Origin of the sequence: Hyphomonas sp. CY54-11-8, from assembly GCF_000682735.1 — a bacterium.
GTDB lineage: Bacteria > Pseudomonadota > Alphaproteobacteria > Caulobacterales > Hyphomonadaceae > Hyphomonas.
Genome location: NZ_AWFD01000006.1, coordinates 1 through 16,232, shown reverse-complemented (window position 1 = coordinate 16,232; position 16,232 = coordinate 1). Strand labels below are relative to the sequence as shown.

21 protein-coding genes and 1 pseudogene are annotated in these 16,232 nt (G+C 62.8%); 13 read left to right on the top strand and 9 right to left on the bottom strand.

The features are described 5' to 3' along the window. From HY17_RS06465 to HY17_RS06450, 4 genes are read right to left on the bottom strand one after another with little or no spacing between them, the layout of a single operon-like run. Complete coding sequence (locus HY17_RS06465) at nt 1-783, bottom strand: enoyl-CoA hydratase (protein ID WP_139068875.1); 783 nt, start codon at nt 781-783, stop codon at nt 1-3. Between the two features lie 33 nt (nt 784-816). Next, on the bottom strand, nt 817-1,305 hold the full coding sequence (locus HY17_RS06460; RefSeq protein WP_034764563.1) for a hypothetical protein: 489 nt from the start codon (nt 1,303-1,305) through the stop codon (nt 817-819). Next, nucleotides 1,302-2,078 (bottom strand): molybdopterin-binding protein, encoded by a 777-nt coding sequence (locus tag HY17_RS06455; RefSeq protein ID WP_034764559.1) that lies wholly within the window; start codon nt 2,076-2,078, stop codon nt 1,302-1,304. Before HY17_RS06455 ends, HY17_RS06460 begins: the two co-directional genes overlap by 4 nt. A gap of 23 nt (nt 2,079-2,101) precedes the next feature. After that, a complete protein-coding gene (locus HY17_RS06450; protein ID WP_081813019.1) occupies nt 2,102-3,442 on the bottom strand; it encodes a serine hydrolase in 1,341 nt (446 codons plus the stop codon). A 119-nt stretch (nt 3,443-3,561) separates the two neighbouring features. Here HY17_RS06450 and HY17_RS06445 point away from each other — a divergent pair, with 119 nt between their 5' ends. Together HY17_RS06445 and map are read left to right on the top strand one after the other, a co-directional pair. Then, on the top strand, nt 3,562-4,002 hold the full coding sequence (locus tag HY17_RS06445; protein WP_034764556.1) for an OsmC family protein: 441 nt from the start codon (nt 3,562-3,564) through the stop codon (nt 4,000-4,002). Nucleotides 4,003-4,064: 62 nt separating this feature from the next. Further along, nucleotides 4,065-4,886, top strand: coding sequence for a type I methionyl aminopeptidase (map, locus tag HY17_RS06440; RefSeq protein WP_034764553.1), 822 nt, complete (start codon nt 4,065-4,067; stop codon nt 4,884-4,886). Nucleotides 4,887-4,890: 4 nt separating this feature from the next. On the opposite strand, the gene HY17_RS19265 is transcribed toward map, so the two are convergent. Then, nucleotides 4,891-5,529 (bottom strand): cupin domain-containing protein, encoded by a 639-nt coding sequence (locus HY17_RS19265; RefSeq protein ID WP_051599771.1) that lies wholly within the window; start codon nt 5,527-5,529, stop codon nt 4,891-4,893. Between the two features lie 158 nt (nt 5,530-5,687). Beyond that, nucleotides 5,688-6,119 (bottom strand): hypothetical protein, encoded by a 432-nt coding sequence (locus HY17_RS20505; RefSeq protein WP_233348689.1) that lies wholly within the window; start codon nt 6,117-6,119, stop codon nt 5,688-5,690. Here HY17_RS20505 and HY17_RS20500 point away from each other — a divergent pair. From HY17_RS20500 to rnhA, 8 genes and pseudogenes are all read left to right on the top strand, one after another. After that, complete coding sequence (locus tag HY17_RS20500; protein ID WP_233348687.1) at nt 6,027-6,215, top strand: JAB domain-containing protein; 189 nt, start codon at nt 6,027-6,029, stop codon at nt 6,213-6,215. The two genes, HY17_RS20505 and HY17_RS20500, sit on opposite strands and share 93 nt — an antisense overlap. Next, nucleotides 6,133-6,354: pseudogene (locus HY17_RS20495) on the top strand (JAB domain-containing protein); the annotation flags it as partial. The gene HY17_RS20500 and the pseudogene HY17_RS20495, both read left to right, overlap by 83 nt. A gap of 107 nt (nt 6,355-6,461) precedes the next feature. After that, a complete protein-coding gene (locus HY17_RS06425; RefSeq protein WP_051599770.1) occupies nt 6,462-7,970 on the top strand; it encodes an MFS transporter in 1,509 nt (502 codons plus the stop codon). Between the two features lie 32 nt (nt 7,971-8,002). Then, nucleotides 8,003-9,484, top strand: coding sequence for an MFS transporter (locus HY17_RS06420; protein WP_034764550.1), 1,482 nt, complete (start codon nt 8,003-8,005; stop codon nt 9,482-9,484). A gap of 9 nt (nt 9,485-9,493) precedes the next feature. Next, a complete protein-coding gene (gene thrB / locus HY17_RS06415; protein WP_034764548.1) occupies nt 9,494-10,471 on the top strand; it encodes a homoserine kinase in 978 nt (325 codons plus the stop codon). Then, nucleotides 10,468-10,959, top strand: a complete 492-nt coding sequence (locus tag HY17_RS06410) for a hypothetical protein (protein ID WP_034764545.1) — start codon at nt 10,468-10,470, stop codon at nt 10,957-10,959. Before thrB ends, HY17_RS06410 begins: the two co-directional genes overlap by 4 nt. Beyond that, entirely contained in the window at nt 10,956-11,519 is a 564-nt protein-coding gene (locus tag HY17_RS06405; protein ID WP_034764543.1) for a hypothetical protein, read from the top strand. The genes HY17_RS06410 and HY17_RS06405 overlap by 4 nt, the downstream gene beginning before the upstream one ends. Before the next feature lie 39 nt (nt 11,520-11,558). Then, nucleotides 11,559-12,002, top strand: a complete 444-nt coding sequence (gene rnhA / locus HY17_RS06400) for a ribonuclease HI (protein ID WP_034764539.1) — start codon at nt 11,559-11,561, stop codon at nt 12,000-12,002. Here rnhA and HY17_RS06395 read toward each other — a convergent pair. Then, on the bottom strand, nt 11,999-12,640 hold the full coding sequence (locus tag HY17_RS06395) for a lysophospholipid acyltransferase family protein (protein WP_034764536.1): 642 nt from the start codon (nt 12,638-12,640) through the stop codon (nt 11,999-12,001). The two genes, rnhA and HY17_RS06395, sit on opposite strands and share 4 nt — an antisense overlap. Then, nucleotides 12,640-13,584, bottom strand: coding sequence for a phosphatidate cytidylyltransferase (locus HY17_RS06390; protein WP_034764533.1), 945 nt, complete (start codon nt 13,582-13,584; stop codon nt 12,640-12,642). Before HY17_RS06390 ends, HY17_RS06395 begins: the two co-directional genes overlap by 1 nt. 64 nt (nt 13,585-13,648) lie before the next feature. Between HY17_RS06390 and HY17_RS06385 the strand changes: the two genes are divergently transcribed. Both HY17_RS06385 and HY17_RS06380 read left to right on the top strand, forming a co-directional pair. Next, entirely contained in the window at nt 13,649-14,053 is a 405-nt protein-coding gene (locus tag HY17_RS06385; protein WP_034764530.1) for a hypothetical protein, read from the top strand. After that, entirely contained in the window at nt 14,050-14,691 is a 642-nt protein-coding gene (locus HY17_RS06380; RefSeq protein ID WP_034764527.1) for a CDP-alcohol phosphatidyltransferase family protein, read from the top strand. The genes HY17_RS06385 and HY17_RS06380 overlap by 4 nt, the downstream gene beginning before the upstream one ends. A gap of 15 nt (nt 14,692-14,706) precedes the next feature. Here the strand turns inward: HY17_RS06380 and mnmH are convergent, their stop codons facing one another. Then, nucleotides 14,707-15,750 carry a tRNA 2-selenouridine(34) synthase MnmH gene (gene mnmH, locus HY17_RS06375; RefSeq protein WP_034764524.1) on the bottom strand — a complete coding sequence of 348 codons (1,044 nt, stop codon included), beginning with the start codon at nt 15,748-15,750 and terminating at the stop codon, nt 14,707-14,709. Between the two features lie 72 nt (nt 15,751-15,822). Here mnmH and selD point away from each other — a divergent pair. Then, nucleotides 15,823-16,232 (top strand): selenide, water dikinase SelD (gene selD / locus HY17_RS06370; RefSeq protein ID WP_034764755.1); only part of this gene is annotated, 410 nt, incomplete at its 3' end.

Here is a 16,232-nt window from a genome sequence, read left to right as displayed (position 1 = left end):
CTATCCTTGCTGGTCGCGGCCACGGGCGGTGACCTGTTTACGGGCTTCTTCAACGGAATCGGCGGTGACGGAATTTGCGTGCTCGATCGAGCGGCGCACTTCTTCCTTCATCGCATCAGCGAACGGCATGCCGAAGCCGTCATCGATCAGCGCTTTGTATTTCTTCAGCAGCACAGGCTGCGTGCCACACATTTCATGGGCGAGCTTCATCGCCGCCGGCACGAGTTCGTCTGCCTTGTAGACGCGGTTGACGAGGCCCCAGCGTTCCGACATTTCCGCATCGATGAAATTGCCGGTGAAGGAGAGTTCCTTGGCGCGGCTGATGCCGATGAGGCGCGAGAGTTTCTGCGACAGGCCCCAGCCCGGCACGATGCCGACGCGGGCATGCGTGTCAGCGAATTTCGCATTCTCGGAGGCGAGCAGCACGTCACACATCAAGGCGAGTTCAAATCCGCCGGTGATGGCAAAGCCGTTGATCGCGCCAATGATTGGCCACGGATAGGCTTCCATAGCAGCGAGGATATTGATCGCCTTGGAGTCTTCATCCGCGCCAAGGGCGAAGCCGGTCTGGCCAGCCTCTTTCAGGTCGACGCCCGCGGTGAAGGCCCGGCCAGCACCGGTCAGCACGACAGCGCGGATCTCCGAATCGTCCTTCAGCTCGGTGAACACGCGCACGATTTCGGCGCGCAGCGCGCGGCTGAGCGCATTCAACGCGTCCGGCCGGTTGAGGGTCACGAGCGCAACCGGTCCGTCGCGCTCAACAAGAATGATGTCGTCAGCCAAGATGGCCTCCTTTGTTCGTCAGTCTGGGAATATTCAGGCCTGCTTCCGGCGAAACAGGTTCACGATGGCGATGATCAGGGCAACGAGCGCTATCGCCGCAGCCAGGAAGAATAGACCGAACTTCAGCGGCGTCAGCCACTCCTTGGCATCCAGCACGTCGGCAGAGCCTTTCAGGGCCAGCGCCTGCACCGTGTTTTCGGTCAGGTCCACAATGATGGTCGCAAAGGCCGGCATGGCGGCGGCGGTACCGAGGCTGCCGAAGAAACGCAGCGCCATTCCGGCAAGGAAGCCGCCATAGGCCAGCGGGTAAGCCGTATCCAGCAACACGGTCACCCAGAAATGCACATCGCGCTGTTCTGCGGTCATGCCCGCCACGATCTCGCGCGCCTGCACGGCGGAAGACGACATGTCGAGATAGGTGCCACCGACCGCCTCCTTGAACACACCGAATCCGGCACCGATCACGATCATCAGGACGAACAGCGTCCAGATGACCGGCGTTCTCTTCAGGAATTGTGTCATGTATTGGCATCCTCCAGCCGTTCGGGTCTTACGCCCGCTTGTTCGATGATCGCCGACAGTTTCGCGGCGACCTCTTCAATCAGCTCTTCATGGAGGGTGGAGGCAACGAGGTGGACCCCATTGTCGCCAACGGTCCGGAACCAGGGATAGGAGCCGAAGGAGACCTGCGGCATTTCCTTGGCCAGCGCGCCCAGCGGCTCGGCAATGTCCCCTTCCCTGAGGCCCGTGCCGCGGATCGTGATCTTGTGAACGACGGCGCCGGTTTCGAGACGAGGGCCGATGTCTTCCAGCATGGCGCGGGCCACTTGCGGGACGCCGGCCAGCGTGAACACATTGCCCGTCTGGAAGCCTGGCGCGCCGGACACCGGATTGGCAACGACCGACGCCCCGTGCGGGATGCGCGCCATGCGCCGACGGGCCGGCGTGTATTCGGTGCCCATGGCCTTGTAGCGTTCGGCCAGCATGGCGGTGACTTCCGGATGCTCCGAAATGCCGACCCCGAAAGCCTTGGCGATGGCGTCCGCCGTGATGTCATCATGCGTCGGGCCGATCCCACCTGTGGTGAAGACATAGGTGTATTTCACCCGCAGCTCGTTCACCGCCGCAACGATTTCCTCTTCGGTATCGCCCACCGTGCGGCTTTCCCGCACCGGGATGCCGAGCGGGGCCAGATAGGTCGCGATCTGCTGGAGATTGATGTCGCGGGTACGCCCGGACAGGATTTCATCTCCGATCAGGAGGACGGCGGCGGTGGGTGAACTATGCTCAGTCATGCCATTCCATCTCCCAAGCAGCGTCACTCTGCAAGCGCGCGATAAACGAGATCCGCCGATTGCGCCCGCATGGACCGGTCGAGACCGCCCGGAAACCGCTGGATCATGCCGATAAAAAAGAGGTCGTTTTCCGGATCGATCCAGAACCACGTCCCGGCCGCGCCGCCCCAGTAATAGACGCCCTGCGGCTGGCTGGCCCCGGTCAGCGACGGGTCGACAAAGACGGCAAAGTCCAGCCCGAATCCAATCCCGGCCATATCCGGATTGGGGCTGACGCCATCGGAAAACAGGCTCACACCATCCGGCAGGACATCGGTGCGCATCAGCTTCACCGTCTCCGGCTTCAGGATACGGGCGCCGTTCAACTCGCCGTCATTGACCAGCATCTGGCAGAAACGGGCATAGTCACCCATGGTCGAGACGAGGCCATGCCCGCCTTTTTCCATGCCGATCTCGCCTTCCCGGAATGCGAAGCCCGGCGCCTCCAGCGGCACCAGCTTGCCGGTCTCATCATCCGGCGTGAAGACTTCGGAGAAGCGGTCGCGTTTCTCCTCCGGCACATAGAAGCCGGTATCCACCATGCCGAGCGGCGCAAAGACTTCATCCTGAAGGTATTGGCCCAGCGGCTTCCCGCTCAGCTTCTGGACGATATAGCCCTGCACATCGACGGCCGTGCTGTAGGCCCAGTTGGTGCCTGGCTGGTAGAGCAGCGGCACGGTGGCGAGCCGCGAGATGTAGGTCTCAAGATCCGGCGACCCCAGCACGTCCGCCTCCGCGAACATGTTGTTGACCGGGTCGTCGCTGAACAGGCCATAGGCGAACCCCGCCGTGTGGCTCATCAGTTCACGCATCGTTGCCGGCCGGTCGGCATTGACGAGGATAGGCTCCCCGGCCTCATCGAAACCTTCGAACACTTTCAGGCCGGCCAGTTCGGGAATGAATTTCGTGATCGGATCATCCAGGCTGAACGCGCCGTCATCATAGAGCGTCATCAGCGCCACGCCGGTGACCGGCTTCGACATGGAATAGATCCGGAAGATCGTGTCCTCGGTAATAGGCGCCTCGTCGGCGGCCCGCCGGATGCCGTACTGGTCGTAATTGATGACCTGTCCATCCTTCACCAGCAGGGTGGAAACGCCCCGCACCATCCCGTCATCAACCGCCTGACGCATGGCGCCATCCAGCGCGGCCAGTCCGCTGGCGGAAAATCCGGCTGGAGATTCCGTTGCCTCCAGCTGGCCAAACGTGATGGCGTCCGGTTCCTCCGCCCCGGCGGTGGGACAGGCCGTCAGGCTCAAAATGGCCAAAGACGACAGAAAGACACTTGGACGCCAGTTCACCGGATGCTCCTCCCAGCCCCTCATCGGAGACTTTTTTCCTTGGTTGCGGGCACCCTACAGAAATCGGACGCCGCGCGCCAAGCCGGAACGTTGCGGCATGTCACGCATTGTTTCCCCAGGTCCTGCAACGAAAGGAGATCCCCATGAAACGCACCGCCACCGCCGTCTGGAAAGGCAACCTGCGCGAAGGCACCGGCACGCTCGGCACGCAGAGCGGCGCCCTTGCCGACCACCCCTATTCCTTCAAGGCGCGGTTCGAGGATAAAAGCGGCAAGTCCGGCACCAATCCGGAGGAATTGCTGGCCGCCGCACATGCCGGCTGTTTCACCATGCAGCTCTCCCACCTGCTGGCCGAGGCGGGTCATCCGGCGGAACGGTTGCTTACCGAGGCCACCGTCTCGGTCGAGCCCAAGGATGGCGGCGGCTTCCAGATTACGCGCAGCGAGCTTGGGCTTGAGGCGAAGGTCCCGGGCATTGAATCCGACGTGTTCGACGCGATCGCTGGCAAGGCCAAGGCCGGATGCCCCGTCTCCGTTGCGCTTGGCGCCATCGACATCACGCTCGAGATGAAGCTCGACAGCTGAGCAAGGGTGGAAATTTCCCCTGTTTGCTGCCACATTGCAGCGCTTAAGCAGAAAGTTTCCTGATGACCGATACAAACCTCCTCCTGCCCATGCGCACGGGCGAAATCCGCATCCATGATGCTGAAGGCTTCGCAGGCATGCGCAAGGCCGGGCGCCTCGTCGCGGAATGCCTCGACATGCTGGTGCCGGAGGTGAAGCCGGGCGTGACGACCGAGCACCTCGACAACCTGATCCGCGACTTCGTGCTGGACCATGGCGCGACCTCCGCGACGATCGGTTATCGCGGCTACCGCCACGCCTCCTGCATCTCGCTGAACCACGTCATCTGCCACGGCATTCCAGGGCCGAAGCCGCTGAAGGAAGGCGACATCGCCAATATCGACGTGACCCTCATCATCGATGGCTGGCACGGCGACCATTCCCGCATGTACGGCGTCGGCGAAGTGAAGCGGAAGGCCGAGCGCCTGATGGACGTCACCTATGAAGCCATGATGGCCGGCATCGCCCAGGTGAAGCCGGGCAACCGCTTCGGCGACATCGGCGGCGCGATCAGCGAGATCGCCCGCAAGAACCGCATGTCCGTGGTCGAGGATTTCTGCGGCCACGGCCTTGGCCGTCTCTTCCATGACGAGCCGAACGTGATCCACTCCGCCGACTACAATACCGGCCCGGAACTGAAGCCTGGCATGTTCTTCACGATCGAGCCGATGCTGAACCTCGGCCGCAAGGACGCGGCCATCCTGCCGGACGGCTGGACGGCCGTGACGCGCGACCGCCAGCTCTCGGCCCAATACGAGCATTCGGTCGGTGTCACCGAAGACGGCGTGGAGATCTTCACGGCAAGCCCGAAAGGCTGGCACCAGCCGCACAAGGTGGTGCTCTAGGCCCCTATTCCTGTTCCGGCGGAGGCGGCGGCGCATAGTACGGCGCGGCCTCGGCGGGCATCTGTTCCATTGATATGATGATGCCGTGCTCTGCGGCGAGCTGGCCGATGACGGCGCCGGCCTCTTCCGCATTGGCTGGCTTCGCTTCAGCGATGCGCGGTGCGGCGGTCTTCATGAACGCTTCGAACGAGCTGCCGGTCGTGGTCATGATCAGTTCGGTCGGCGTATCGCTGCCATTCCAGAACATGTGGGCATGCCCCCGGTTCAGGGCGGCGAAGTCCCCCGGATTGAGGCGCAGCGTCTCACCATTCGACAGCACGTCGAGCGTGCCGGAGAGGACGTAGAAATACTCGTCTTCCAAGCTATGGGTGTGCGGCGGCGAGCCCGGGCTCTTCGGCGGCAGCAGGAATTCGTAGATCGTCACCTCGCCAGACGATTCCTCGTTCGACAGCAGGAGCCGGATCGGATGGAACGGATTGTCGACCATTTCGCCGGTGGCGGCCCGGACCAGCTTGTCGGGATGGTCGGCATGGTCCGTTATGGTCATGGCATCATCATCCGCATGCGTGTGCGGGTGGGTGCCGTGTGCACAGGCGGCGAGACCAAAGGCCAGTGCTGGCAGGATTGCATTTGTCAGTTTCATGCTGGTGTCCCCTTTTTCTCTTTTCTACAGGCCTCTTGGCGGGCCATGCGCTTGACGCTTCCACAGGATTCCGGCTCCGGCAAGCGCGCCAAACCCACTTTGTCGAAACGAATTTTCGTGGTTTCTCCGCTAAGGATGAAAACCGGAACAGACAAACCTCACCAGCAGGTCCATTGCGAGCGCCGGCGCGGCAAACTGCTGGCGCGCGGGGCCGCGGCGCTTGACGAATAAGAGATTCTCGAAGTCCTGCTGATAGCCTTCCTCCCCCGGCGGGACGTGAAGCCATCGCCAAGGCGCCGGAAGCGAAATTTGGCAGTCTCTCCGGTGTCCTTGCTGCGCCAGCTGCCGATCTCGTCAAGGTAGATGGGAGCGGTGAGACCGTTGCCGCCTATCTGAAAGCCGTTGCCGAACTGCAGAGCCGCGCCAGTCTTCAGGAAATCCGCAGGCGCGAGGTGATCTCGTCCTGGTCTGCCCTGCTGGAACATGTCCGCCGCGAGATGCCGCACGAAACGCGCGAACAGTTCCGCGTGCTTTTCCTCGATGGAAAAAATCAGCTGATTGCCGATGAGGTGATGAGCCAGGGCACACATCGACCATGCGCCGGTCTATCAGCGCGAGATCGCCCGGCGCGCGCTGGAGCTGGCGGCGTCCAGTCTGATCCTGGTGCACAACCACCCTTCGGGTGACACGACGTTCTCCCGCGCCGACATCGACATGACACGCGAAATCATCGACGCGCGCATTCCCTTCGAGATTGAGGTTCATGATCATCTGACCGCCGGAATGGGCTGTGTGACCAGCTTCCGCTCGGCCGGGCTGATATGACAGTTCCCTTACGATAAGGCTTGCAGCGGGCGCGCGGGGCACTACCGTGGTGACATCGCCAGCAAATGCTCCGATCAGAAGGGCAACGCTGCATCGGAGGAGACTACATGAGCGATACGACAGCCGGCCAGGCAGCACAGCCTGGCCACATCACCGGTTTTGGCTCTCGTGGCTACAGGACGTACGTCCTGATGTCGCTCATGCTGGTTTACACGCTGAACTTCATCGACCGGTCGCTGATCGGCGTGGTCGGCCAGCCGATCATGGATTCCTTCGGCCTCAGCGACGCGCAATGGGGCCTGCTGAACGGCCCGCCCTTTGCCCTCTTCTATGCCCTGATGGGCATTCCGATCGCCATGTGGGCCGACCGCGGCAACCGCGTGTTCATCATCGGTCTCTGCATCATCATCTGGTCGATCATGACGGCGCTTTGTGGCCTGGCCGCGGGCTTTATCTGGCTGCTCCTCTTCCGCGTTGGCGTGGCTATCGGTGAAGCCGGCTGTACGCCGCCTGCCAACTCGCTGATCACAGATTACTACCCGCCGAAGAGCCGCGCCAACGCGCTCGGCATCTATTCAATGGGCGTCACCATCGGCGGCGTCCTGGCGCAGCTGTTCGGCGGCACGATCGCCTCCATCAAGGGCCCCGACATGGGCGACTGGCTGCATTCCCTCGGCCTCGGCTTCATGTTCGACCACCTGAACTGGGAAACGGTTGAAGGCTGGCGCATTGCCTTTGTCGTCATCGGCACGCCCGGCGTCCTCATCGCAGCGCTGATCTGGTTCACGATGAGGGAGCCGCCGCGCGGACACTCAGACGCGCCGTCACTCCATATTGAGAAGGCCGGCATTCTGGAGGCCTTCAAGGAATTCGGGCGCAAGCCGACCTTCTGGACGCTATCGCTCGGCGCCGCCTTTGTGGCCTTTGTCGGCTATGGCCTGTTTGCTTTCCAGACGCCGTTCCTGATGCGCGTGCACGGGGTCAGCCTGCATGATGCCGCCGTGAAGTTCGGCGCGCCGCTGTCCGCAGTTGCCGCAGGCGGGACATTCCTTGGCGGTTACCTGTCCGAAAAACTGTCACACCGATTCCCGGCCGTTTCGGCATGGCTGCCCGGTGTCGGCCTGCTGATCGCTGTGCCGGCCTATTCCTTCGCGTTCCTGACCTCGTCGCTGACCCTGGCGATCTTCTTCTGGGTCATCGCGGCCGTCACGCACTATGCCTATCTCGGCGCCCAGTACACGGTGGGCACTGGCATCGTCAGCCCGCGCGCCCGCGCAACCACCATTTCGGTGCTGCTGTTCATCGTGGCCCTGATCGGCAACGGCATCGGCCCCATGTTCACCGGCTGGATGAGCACGCATTTCATGTCTTCGAGCCTGGCGGCCCAGGGCCTTTCGGACCAGTTCGCCACCTTCGAGCCAAAATTCTGCGGCGTGAATGTCGACCAGCTCGGCGCGGACGGCCCGGCCCTCTGCTCGGCCTATGCCGAAGGCCTGCGCCATTCCATGGTCGCCACGGTCATGATCTTCATCATCGCAGCCGCATTCTATTTCCTTGCTGCTCGCACCTTCATGCGGGACCGCTACGATCCGGCCGCACCTTCCGGACAAGGATGATTTCGAACCCGGCCCAATAACAGGAGACGCCCATGACTGACGCCGCCTTGACCCGACCGGGACACGAAACGGGATACGGATCCTCCGGATACCGTGCCTATGTCCTCAGCGCTCTGCTCGTTGTCTACATCTTCAATTTCATTGACCGGTCGATCTTCGCGATCCTGACCGAGCCGATGAAGACTTCGCTGCAGCTGGAAGACTGGCACATGGGCGTGTTGGGCGGCCTCGCCTTTGCGATCTTCTACACCACGCTCGGCATTCCAATTGCGCGCCTTGCCGAACGGCGCAGCCGCATCGGCATCATCGTGGTGGCACTCACCCTGTGGAGCCTGATGACCGTGCTGTGCGGCTTTGCCATGGGCTTCATGTCGCTGTTCATGTTCCGCCTCATGGTGGGCGTCGGCGAAGCGGGCTGCACCCCGCCGGCCCAGTCCGTCATTGCCGACTATTTCAAGCCCTCCAGCCGGGCGACCGCGGCTTCCATCTACGCCCTCGGCGTGCCGCTGGGCGGCATGGTCGCCGGCCTCGCCGGTGGTCCGATCAACGACTATGTCACCGGCCACAATGTCCACAATCTGCTGGATGGCTGGGGCTGGACCTGGGCGCGTGATGCCATCGACTGGCAAAGCATGGAAGGCTGGCGCATCGCCTTTGTCGCCGTCGGCTTGCCGGGCGTGCTGATCGCCGCGATCATCGGCTTCACCATCAAGGAGCCGCCGCGCGGCTATACAGACCCGCCCAACGCTTCCGGCATGCCGACAGAGCGCTCAAGCTTCGTATCTGCCTTCAAGACGCTGATGAAGAAGCCGACCTATGTACATGTCGTCGCCGGCGCGGCCATTGCCTCCTTCGCCGGCTATGGCATCGCACAGTTCTCGACCTCCTTCCTGCGCCGTACGCACGGCCTCAGCCTGACGGAAGCAGCGCTGATCTTCAGCCTCGTCATCGGTCTGATGGCGGCCATCGGCGTCTTCCTGTCCGGTTTCCTGGCCGACAAGATGTCGGTGCGCCATCCGAAGGCCCTGTCCTGGATGCCGGCGCTCGGCATGGGCTTGTCCGTCCCGCTTTACTGGCTGGGCTACCTTGCCCCGACCGTGCCGCTGATGCTGCCGCCGCTGATGGCGGCTGCAACGCTGCACTATTTCTATCTCGGCCCGATGTATGCGGTGTCCACCGGCGTGGCTGACGCCCGCACCCGGGCCACGGCCGTCGCCCTCACCCTGTTTGCCGTGAACCTGATCGGCATCGGCCTCGGCCCGACCCTGATCGGAATCCTGTCGACTGTCCTGAAGACGATGATGCTGGGCGGGCACGATCTCGGCCTGACGCTGGAAATCTGCAAGGACGTCACCGGCCTGCCGGACGCCCAGGCAGCGGCCTGCAACAGCGCCAATGCCCGCGGCCTGCAATGGTCGATCATCATCTTCGCTACGCTGTATGGCTGGGCGGCCCTGCATTATCTGTGGGCCGGCAAGACACTCCAGCGTGACATGATCACTCGGGCAGCTTAATCCGGCTGTATGGCTGTCTACACTCAGGTTTCCGACGAGGCGCTCGCCGCCTTCCTGACCGAATACGATCTCGGCGCCCCGCTTTCCTTCAAAGGGATCGCGGAGGGCGTCGAGAACTCCAACTATTATCTTGAGACCGAAAAAGGCCGCTACATCCTCACCCTGTTCGAGAAGCGGGTGAATGCGGACGAGCTGCCTTATTTCGTCGCTCTGAAACAGCACCTTGCCGCCAAGGGCTATCCCTGCCCCTCGCCCATCACCGCGCGGGACGGAAAGGCCCTGCGCGAACTGGAAGGCCGCCCGGCGCTGGTCGTCACCTTCATCGATGGTCTCTCTCCCCGCAGACCGAACGTCTCCCAGTGCCGCGAACTCGGCGCCGGCATGGCGCGCATGCACCTCGCCCTCGCTGACTTTGACATGGAGCGCGCAAACAGCCTTGGCCCGGCATCCTGGCCGCGGCTCTGGGCTGGACGCGAAGCCGATGCCGACGCATTGCAGCCCGGTCTCGCGGACGCCATCGCAGGCGACCTTGCCGCCACCGCCGCGGCGAAGCCCGCTTCGCTGGACCTGCCACGCGGCACGATCCATGCGGATCTCTTCCCCGACAATGCCTTCTTCCTCGGCGATACGTTTTCCGGCGCCATCGACTTCTACTTCGCCTGCACCGATGCCCTCGCCTATGACCTCGCCATCTGCCTCAATGCCTGGGCGTTCGAAGATGGCGGCGGCGCCTCGCTCGACTATAATTTCTCCAAGGGCGCGGCCCTGATCGCCGGCTATGAAAGCATGCGCCCGCTGGAGGCCTCGGAGCGCGATGCCCTGCCCGTGCTAGCCCGCGGCGCGGCGCTGCGCTTCTTCCTCACCCGTCTCGTCGACTGGTCGTCGACACCGGAAGGTGCCCTCGTAAAGCCCAAAAACCCCCTCGAATATGCCGGACGCCTCGCCTTCCATCGCAAAGTGGAAACGGCGGAAGGCTATGGTGCATGACACGAGACTGGAAACAGTGGCTTAGGCTCACCCTCGCCGTCCTGTTTGCCCCCATCCTCGCTGCAGGCCTCGTCGCGGCGCTCCTCGCTATGATCATGGTGCCTGAACTCGTGTTCCAGACCGAGATCAATTCCGCAACTTACCGCCCGGCCACGGCTCCCGAAATCATGGCCAGCCTGTTCGGCTTCGGTGCCATTGGTGGGGCGCTTGGCATTGTCCTCGGCTGGCCTGCCATGATCCTTGGCGGCCTGCCAGTGCATGCCTGGCTGATTCGCAAGGGCCGGACGGACTGGATGCCCTACGCCTTGATCGGCCTCGGCGTCGGAACAATCACCATGCTGATCTATCTCCTTGCCACGGGCAGCTTGCAGGATCCGTTGCGGGCGCTGGATGTCGGCCCGCTTCTAATGTCCGGGCCGCTGACTGGCTTCCTCGCTGCGAGCCTGTTCTGGCTGATCCGCCTACCCGGCCGAATCCCGGCGCCATGACACCGGCGCCCGAACCCGCCGAGCTTCCCAGCTATGCCGGACCGGCTGCGCGGCGCAGCTTCAGGCGCATCAAGCTCGCCCTGTTCCTGTCTTCGATGGCGGCCTGCCTGTTCGTCACCCTTATCGGCGTCGTCTGCACACGCATTCTGATGCTGGCTATGGGCATCACCGGCGCGGCGACCAATTACAGCATGCTGAGCGGCGGTGGCTTTCTCGGCGGGATGAGCGGCGCGTTCCAGCTGGCGAGCTATAATTTCCTGCTCTTTTTTATCAACGTGCCAGCCGCCTGGCTGGCGCTCGGCCTCTCCATCGGTCGCCTGCCCTATCGCGGCATTATGCACCGCAAGCCTTACGTCCGCTGGGGCAGTATCTGGGGTGCGATTCTTGTCGGCGGCACGACAAGCCTGTTCGGTTTCCTGGCGGGCTTTGTCAGCGGCACCGGCGCCCTCCTTGGCGGCGCCTTTATCGGTGCCATAGCAGGCGCGCTCTGCGGCCTGCTTTTCTACGCCATCGTGAAACCCGCCAACCAGCTTGCCGATGTGGACATCGACGTCTTCTGACGCTTGACGCCTGTCCCGAAGCCAACCACCTGAAAAGCCATGACCGATATGATCGAAATCTGGACCGATGGCGCCTGCAGCGGCAATCCCGGCCCCGGCGGCTGGGGCGCGCTGATGCGCTGGAACGGCCATGAGAAAGAATTGTGGGGCGGCGACAGCGCCACCACCAATAACCGGATGGAAATGCAGGCCGTGATCGAGGCGCTGAACGCGCTGAAGAAGCCGTCAAAGATCACGCTGCACGTCGATTCCACCTATGTGAAAGACGGCCTGACCAAATGGATCCATGGCTGGAAACGCAATGGTTGGAAGACGGCTGCCAAGAAGCCGGTCAAGAACCAGGACCTCTGGATGGCGATGGACGAAGCCTGCCAGCGCCACGATATTACCTGGAAATGGGTGAAGGGCCATGACGGCGACCCCGGCAACGAAAAGGCTGACGAACTCGCCCGCCGCGGTACCGAAGAAGCCCGCGGCCGCTAGAGCCAGCGAAGCGGCGGTGCGTCGGAGCGCAAAGTCTCCACTGTGGATCTCAGCTGGTCCATGAAACCCGCCTTGTTGCCGGACCATTTGAAGGCCGATCCGACAATTGCACTGCAATTGAACGGCACGAGGACTTTCGCGCCGCGCGGCAGCACCCTGCCTGCGCCCTGAATGTAGACCGGCACGACCGGCACTTCCGGAAAGGTCTCGGCAAGCCGCGCAACGCCAGACTTGAACGCGCCCATCTCTTCTGCCTTGCCGCGGGAGCCTTCCGGGAAAATGATCAGGATCTCGCCCCGGGCGAGCGCCTCCTTGCAGCCGGCCAGCACGTCTTCACCGCGCCCACCGCCCTTGCGGTTCACCGGCAGAATGCCGACGACTTTCCTGTAGAACCAGCTCGAGACCGGTGTGGACAGGAAATGATCGGCCGCGGCCACCGGCCGGATCTTCGGCAACAGACGGGAATGGAACAGGCAGATCAGGATCAGTGTATCGATGTGGCTGTTGTGATTGGCCGCAATGATGGCCGGACCATTTTTCGGCAGGTTCTCCTCACCATGGACATCAAGACCAATGACCAGCCGCGCAAACGGCTTTGCAATCAGCACAAGGACGAGACGGCGCAGTAACTGGATCATCAGAAGCGCTCCAGGGCAAAGTAAGCGAGCATGTGGAAATACCAGGGCGCCGTGAACATCAGGCTGTCCAGCCGGTCCAGCGCGCCGCCATGGCCGGGGATCAGGCGGCTCGTGTCCTTGACGCCCAGGTCCCGCTTGATCGCCGACATGGTGATGTCACCGAAGAAGCCGAACACCGGCAGGGTCAGGCCAACCCAGATGCTGGGCCACAGGGTCAGCGGTGTGAAGTAAGGCGCAAGGCAGACGAACACGAGCGCCGTTGTCAGGAAGCCACCGATCGCCCCTTCCCATGTCTTGTTGGGGCTGATGCGTGGACTGATCTTGTGCCGGCCGAGCAGTTTTCCCCAGACATACTGGGTCACATCGTTGAGCTGCGTGATCAGGATCAGCAGGAAGACCAGGCCCGCCGGGCCGGCCTGCGGCACTTCCTCTGCCGGAACGCGCATCAGGAATGCGACATGTCCCAGATTGAAGACACAGACCACCATCGCCCACTGCATGATCCCCGCCGTCGCGAGGAAGCCTTCCGTCCGGCCTGACAAGGTGAGCAGCAAAGCCGTCAGCAGGAAGACGTAAACCGGGATTGTGACGAGGAAATAGGCGTAATTGTTGATCCAGACGGCGAAATAGCTCGCCACCAGCGCAATATAGGCAAACAGGACGACAAGCCGGTCTTCCCGCCGCGTCGGGGCGAGGGTCATGAACTCCTTCAACGCAATGAAGCTGATGAAGGCAAACAGGATGGTGAAGACCTGCCAGCCAAGGATAAGCGCCCCCCCGACCAGCAGGCAGATGACCCACCAGCTGCGCATGCGGGGCACCAGGTCATCCCATTTACCGGGCTTGATGCGAGGCAGCACGATCGCCGCGACACTGCCCAGTACGAGCAGGACAAGCAGGCCGGCAAATCCGACGGTCAGGGGCAAAGGCAGAGTTGACAACATCACCGTATCTCTTGCATATAAGTGTGAGTAAACACTAACTTACTTAGCAAGGCAAGTGCCAACCATGTCCGTCAGACCATCCATTTTCAGCCACACGCTAGTGCATGTTGGTTTCGCATTCCTTGCAATGGGAAGTTGGGCCGTATTCGCCAATCGCACTTATGCCTTTCCGGATCCCCTGATCGCCGGCGTGGTTCAGGGTACCCTTTCCGCGACCATCACCCTGGTCATGAAGAAGTCCCTGGAAGCGCTGTCTTCCTATTTTTTCCACAATAACAACAGAATATTGGCGCTGATCGCTCCGCCGCTCACCGTCTGCGCCGTTTCCTTGTCCGTGCTGATCGGCTGCCATGTGGCGGCCGGAACGCCCGAAATCGCTGCGACGATCGCTGTTCCATTTAGCGTAGCATTCACCTATGCGTGCTTATACACGTTCGGATTGTGGCGCCAGGAGCCCCAGGAATCATGACTGAACCGGACGCCCGCAGGCCAATCGCCTCACGAGACGCCGCCTGGTCCAAGCGCACCGCCGCCTGGCTGGCCCGCACCGGCGTGACGCCAAACCAGATTTCCGTCGCCAGCATGGTCTGCGCAGCGCTGGCCGCCGCCCTGCTTTACGGCGCGGCCCACACGCTGGGCGGTCTGCGGACCGGATTGCTGATTGGCGCTATTGTAGCCTGCCAGGGCCGCCTTCTGTGCAATCTCTTTGACGGGATGGTGGCGATTGAAGGTGGCCTGGCCGCAAAGGACGGCCCGTTCTGGAACGAATTCCCGGACCGTGTGTCTGACACCCTCATCCTCGTCGCAGCAGGATACGCAGCTGGCAGTCTCGCGCTCGGCTGGGCGGCCGCCGCGCTCGCCATCGCCACCGCCTATGTCCGCGAACTCGGCCGGGCCGTCGGCGCGCCTGCGGACTATCGCGGACCGATGGCCAAACAGCACCGCATGGCCCTTTTGTGTGCGGCCCTTGCCGTCTCCGCGATTGAGCCTTTCTGGAACTGGCAGGGCGAGAGCCTGCAGATCGCCCTGCTTGTCATCGCCCTTGGCAGCGGCCTCACTGTCCTGCGCCGGGCCACGGCCCAGGTATCGGCGTTGAAATCAGGCTGACCCGGGATCTTTCAATCACGCCAGCAATTGCGTGGCGGCGGCGCTGAAATCTTCCTTGCCGGTTCCCGCCATCTCGATCACCGTTTCCGGCTTGTCCTCCCGCCGCTTGCGGCTGCGGGCGTAGAGCGGGTCGTAATGCTGCTGCATCAGCTGGCGTGCGAGTTCGGTGAAGTTCTTCTGCGCTGCAAGCGCCAGCCAGTCCTCAATGGTTTCCTTGGACTGGATGCCCTTCAGTTTACCGATGGCCGCTGAGAGTCGCGGTGACTCCGCGATAATGTCCGCATACGTTCGAACAAGATAATCCGCCCGCACGTCGAGGCTCATATGCATCTCGATGCGCGGCGCGGCCAGCATGGAGCGCCACAGGCGCCTTGGCACGCGGCGGCGGCCGACAAGGGCCGACTCCGCTTCCACAAAGACCGGTTTCGTCAGGTCCATCCGGCGGAGTGCATCCCAGATCTCCGTCTCAAACAAGCGTTGGGCAGGCTGTGCCCCGTCCACATCGCCGAAGGCGGAGCCGCGATGATTGGCGATGCCTTCAAGGTCCAGCACCTGCCCGCCCTGCTCCGCCAGAGCATGAAGCAGCGCCGTCTTTCCCGTGCCGGTCTGCCCGTCGATGAGGTGCACCGGCAAGAGCGGTTCGTCGCAATCGAGCCCTTCGACCACTTCCCGGCGCCAGGTGCGGTAGCCGCCCTTCACCACGCCCGTCGGCCAGCCGACCGAAGACAGGATCGTCGCCATCGCGTTCGACCGCATGCCACCGCGCCAGCAATAGATGAGCGGCCGCCAGCTTTTCGGCTTGTCGACCAGCGCCGTTTCCAGATGCTGGGCGATATTTCGGGCCACAATGGCGCCGCCCACGCGGTTCGCCCGGAACGGGCTCTCCTGCTTGTAGATCGTGCCGACCTTCGCCCGCTCGTCATTCGACAGCACAGGCAGGCTGATCGCGCCTGGCATGTGGTCGTCCGCGAATTCGGCCGGCGAACGCACATCCACGATGTCGTCATAGCGGGCCAGGTTTTCCGGGCTGAGATCGGAGACGGTTTCAAGATAGGGCATCGGTCACAGACCTATCAGGTTTTCCCCGGCGCACCAGAGCGCTAGAGTGCGAGGAAAGCAGGAGAAAACAGAATGGCCGATACACTTGTTGAGCCCCGCCTCACCTCCCTCGCCCATGGCGGCGGGTGCGGCTGCAAGCTCGCGCCCAACGTGCTGGCCGACATCCTCTCCGAAATGCCGCTCGCCATCGGCTCGAAGGATTTGCTGGTGGACGCAGGCACCAGCGATGATGCGGCCGTCTACAAGATCAACGAGACGACAGCGCTCGTCGCGACGACGGACTTCTTCACCCCCATCGTGGACGACCCGCACACGTTCGGGCGTATCGCCGCCACGAATGCGCTCTCTGATGTGTTCGCCATGGGGGCCAAACCGATCTTTTCGCTCGCTATTGTCGGTATGCCCATCGGGCAGATCTCACCGGAGACGATCCGCGCCATCCTCGCAGGCGGGCAATCGGTTGCGGAGACGGCCGGCGCGCC

Excerpts from the sequence above, each read along its gene's own strand:
- HY17_RS06420 (WP_034764550.1), top strand. The coding sequence starts at position 8,003 with ATGACTGACGCCGCCTTGACCCGACCGGGACACGAAACGGGATACGGA.
- HY17_RS06460 (WP_034764563.1), bottom strand. The coding sequence starts at position 1,305 with ATGACACAATTCCTGAAGAGAACGCCGGTCATCTGGACGCTGTTCGTC.
- HY17_RS20500 (WP_233348687.1), top strand. The coding sequence starts at position 6,027 with ATGCCGCACGAAACGCGCGAACAGTTCCGCGTGCTTTTCCTCGATGGA.
- HY17_RS06450 (WP_081813019.1), bottom strand. The coding sequence starts at position 3,442 with ATGAGGGGCTGGGAGGAGCATCCGGTGAACTGGCGTCCAAGTGTCTTT.
- HY17_RS20505 (WP_233348689.1), bottom strand. The coding sequence starts at position 6,119 with ATGTGTGCCCTGGCTCATCACCTCATCGGCAATCAGCTGATTTTTTCC.
- HY17_RS06455 (WP_034764559.1), bottom strand. The coding sequence starts at position 2,078 with ATGACTGAGCATAGTTCACCCACCGCCGCCGTCCTCCTGATCGGAGAT.
- HY17_RS06390 (WP_034764533.1), bottom strand. The coding sequence starts at position 13,584 with ATGTTGTCAACTCTGCCTTTGCCCCTGACCGTCGGATTTGCCGGCCTG.
- rnhA (WP_034764539.1), top strand. The coding sequence starts at position 11,559 with ATGACCGATATGATCGAAATCTGGACCGATGGCGCCTGCAGCGGCAAT.
- HY17_RS06380 (WP_034764527.1), top strand. The coding sequence starts at position 14,050 with ATGACTGAACCGGACGCCCGCAGGCCAATCGCCTCACGAGACGCCGCC.
- mnmH (WP_034764524.1), bottom strand. The coding sequence starts at position 15,750 with ATGCCCTATCTTGAAACCGTCTCCGATCTCAGCCCGGAAAACCTGGCC.
- thrB (WP_034764548.1), top strand. The coding sequence starts at position 9,494 with ATGGCTGTCTACACTCAGGTTTCCGACGAGGCGCTCGCCGCCTTCCTG.
- HY17_RS06405 (WP_034764543.1), top strand. The coding sequence starts at position 10,956 with ATGACACCGGCGCCCGAACCCGCCGAGCTTCCCAGCTATGCCGGACCG.
- HY17_RS06385 (WP_034764530.1), top strand. The coding sequence starts at position 13,649 with ATGTCCGTCAGACCATCCATTTTCAGCCACACGCTAGTGCATGTTGGT.
- HY17_RS19265 (WP_051599771.1), bottom strand. The coding sequence starts at position 5,529 with ATGAAACTGACAAATGCAATCCTGCCAGCACTGGCCTTTGGTCTCGCC.
- HY17_RS06410 (WP_034764545.1), top strand. The coding sequence starts at position 10,468 with ATGACACGAGACTGGAAACAGTGGCTTAGGCTCACCCTCGCCGTCCTG.
- HY17_RS06445 (WP_034764556.1), top strand. The coding sequence starts at position 3,562 with ATGAAACGCACCGCCACCGCCGTCTGGAAAGGCAACCTGCGCGAAGGC.
- HY17_RS06425 (WP_051599770.1), top strand. The coding sequence starts at position 6,462 with ATGAGCGATACGACAGCCGGCCAGGCAGCACAGCCTGGCCACATCACC.
- HY17_RS06395 (WP_034764536.1), bottom strand. The coding sequence starts at position 12,640 with ATGATCCAGTTACTGCGCCGTCTCGTCCTTGTGCTGATTGCAAAGCCG.
- map (WP_034764553.1), top strand. The coding sequence starts at position 4,065 with ATGACCGATACAAACCTCCTCCTGCCCATGCGCACGGGCGAAATCCGC.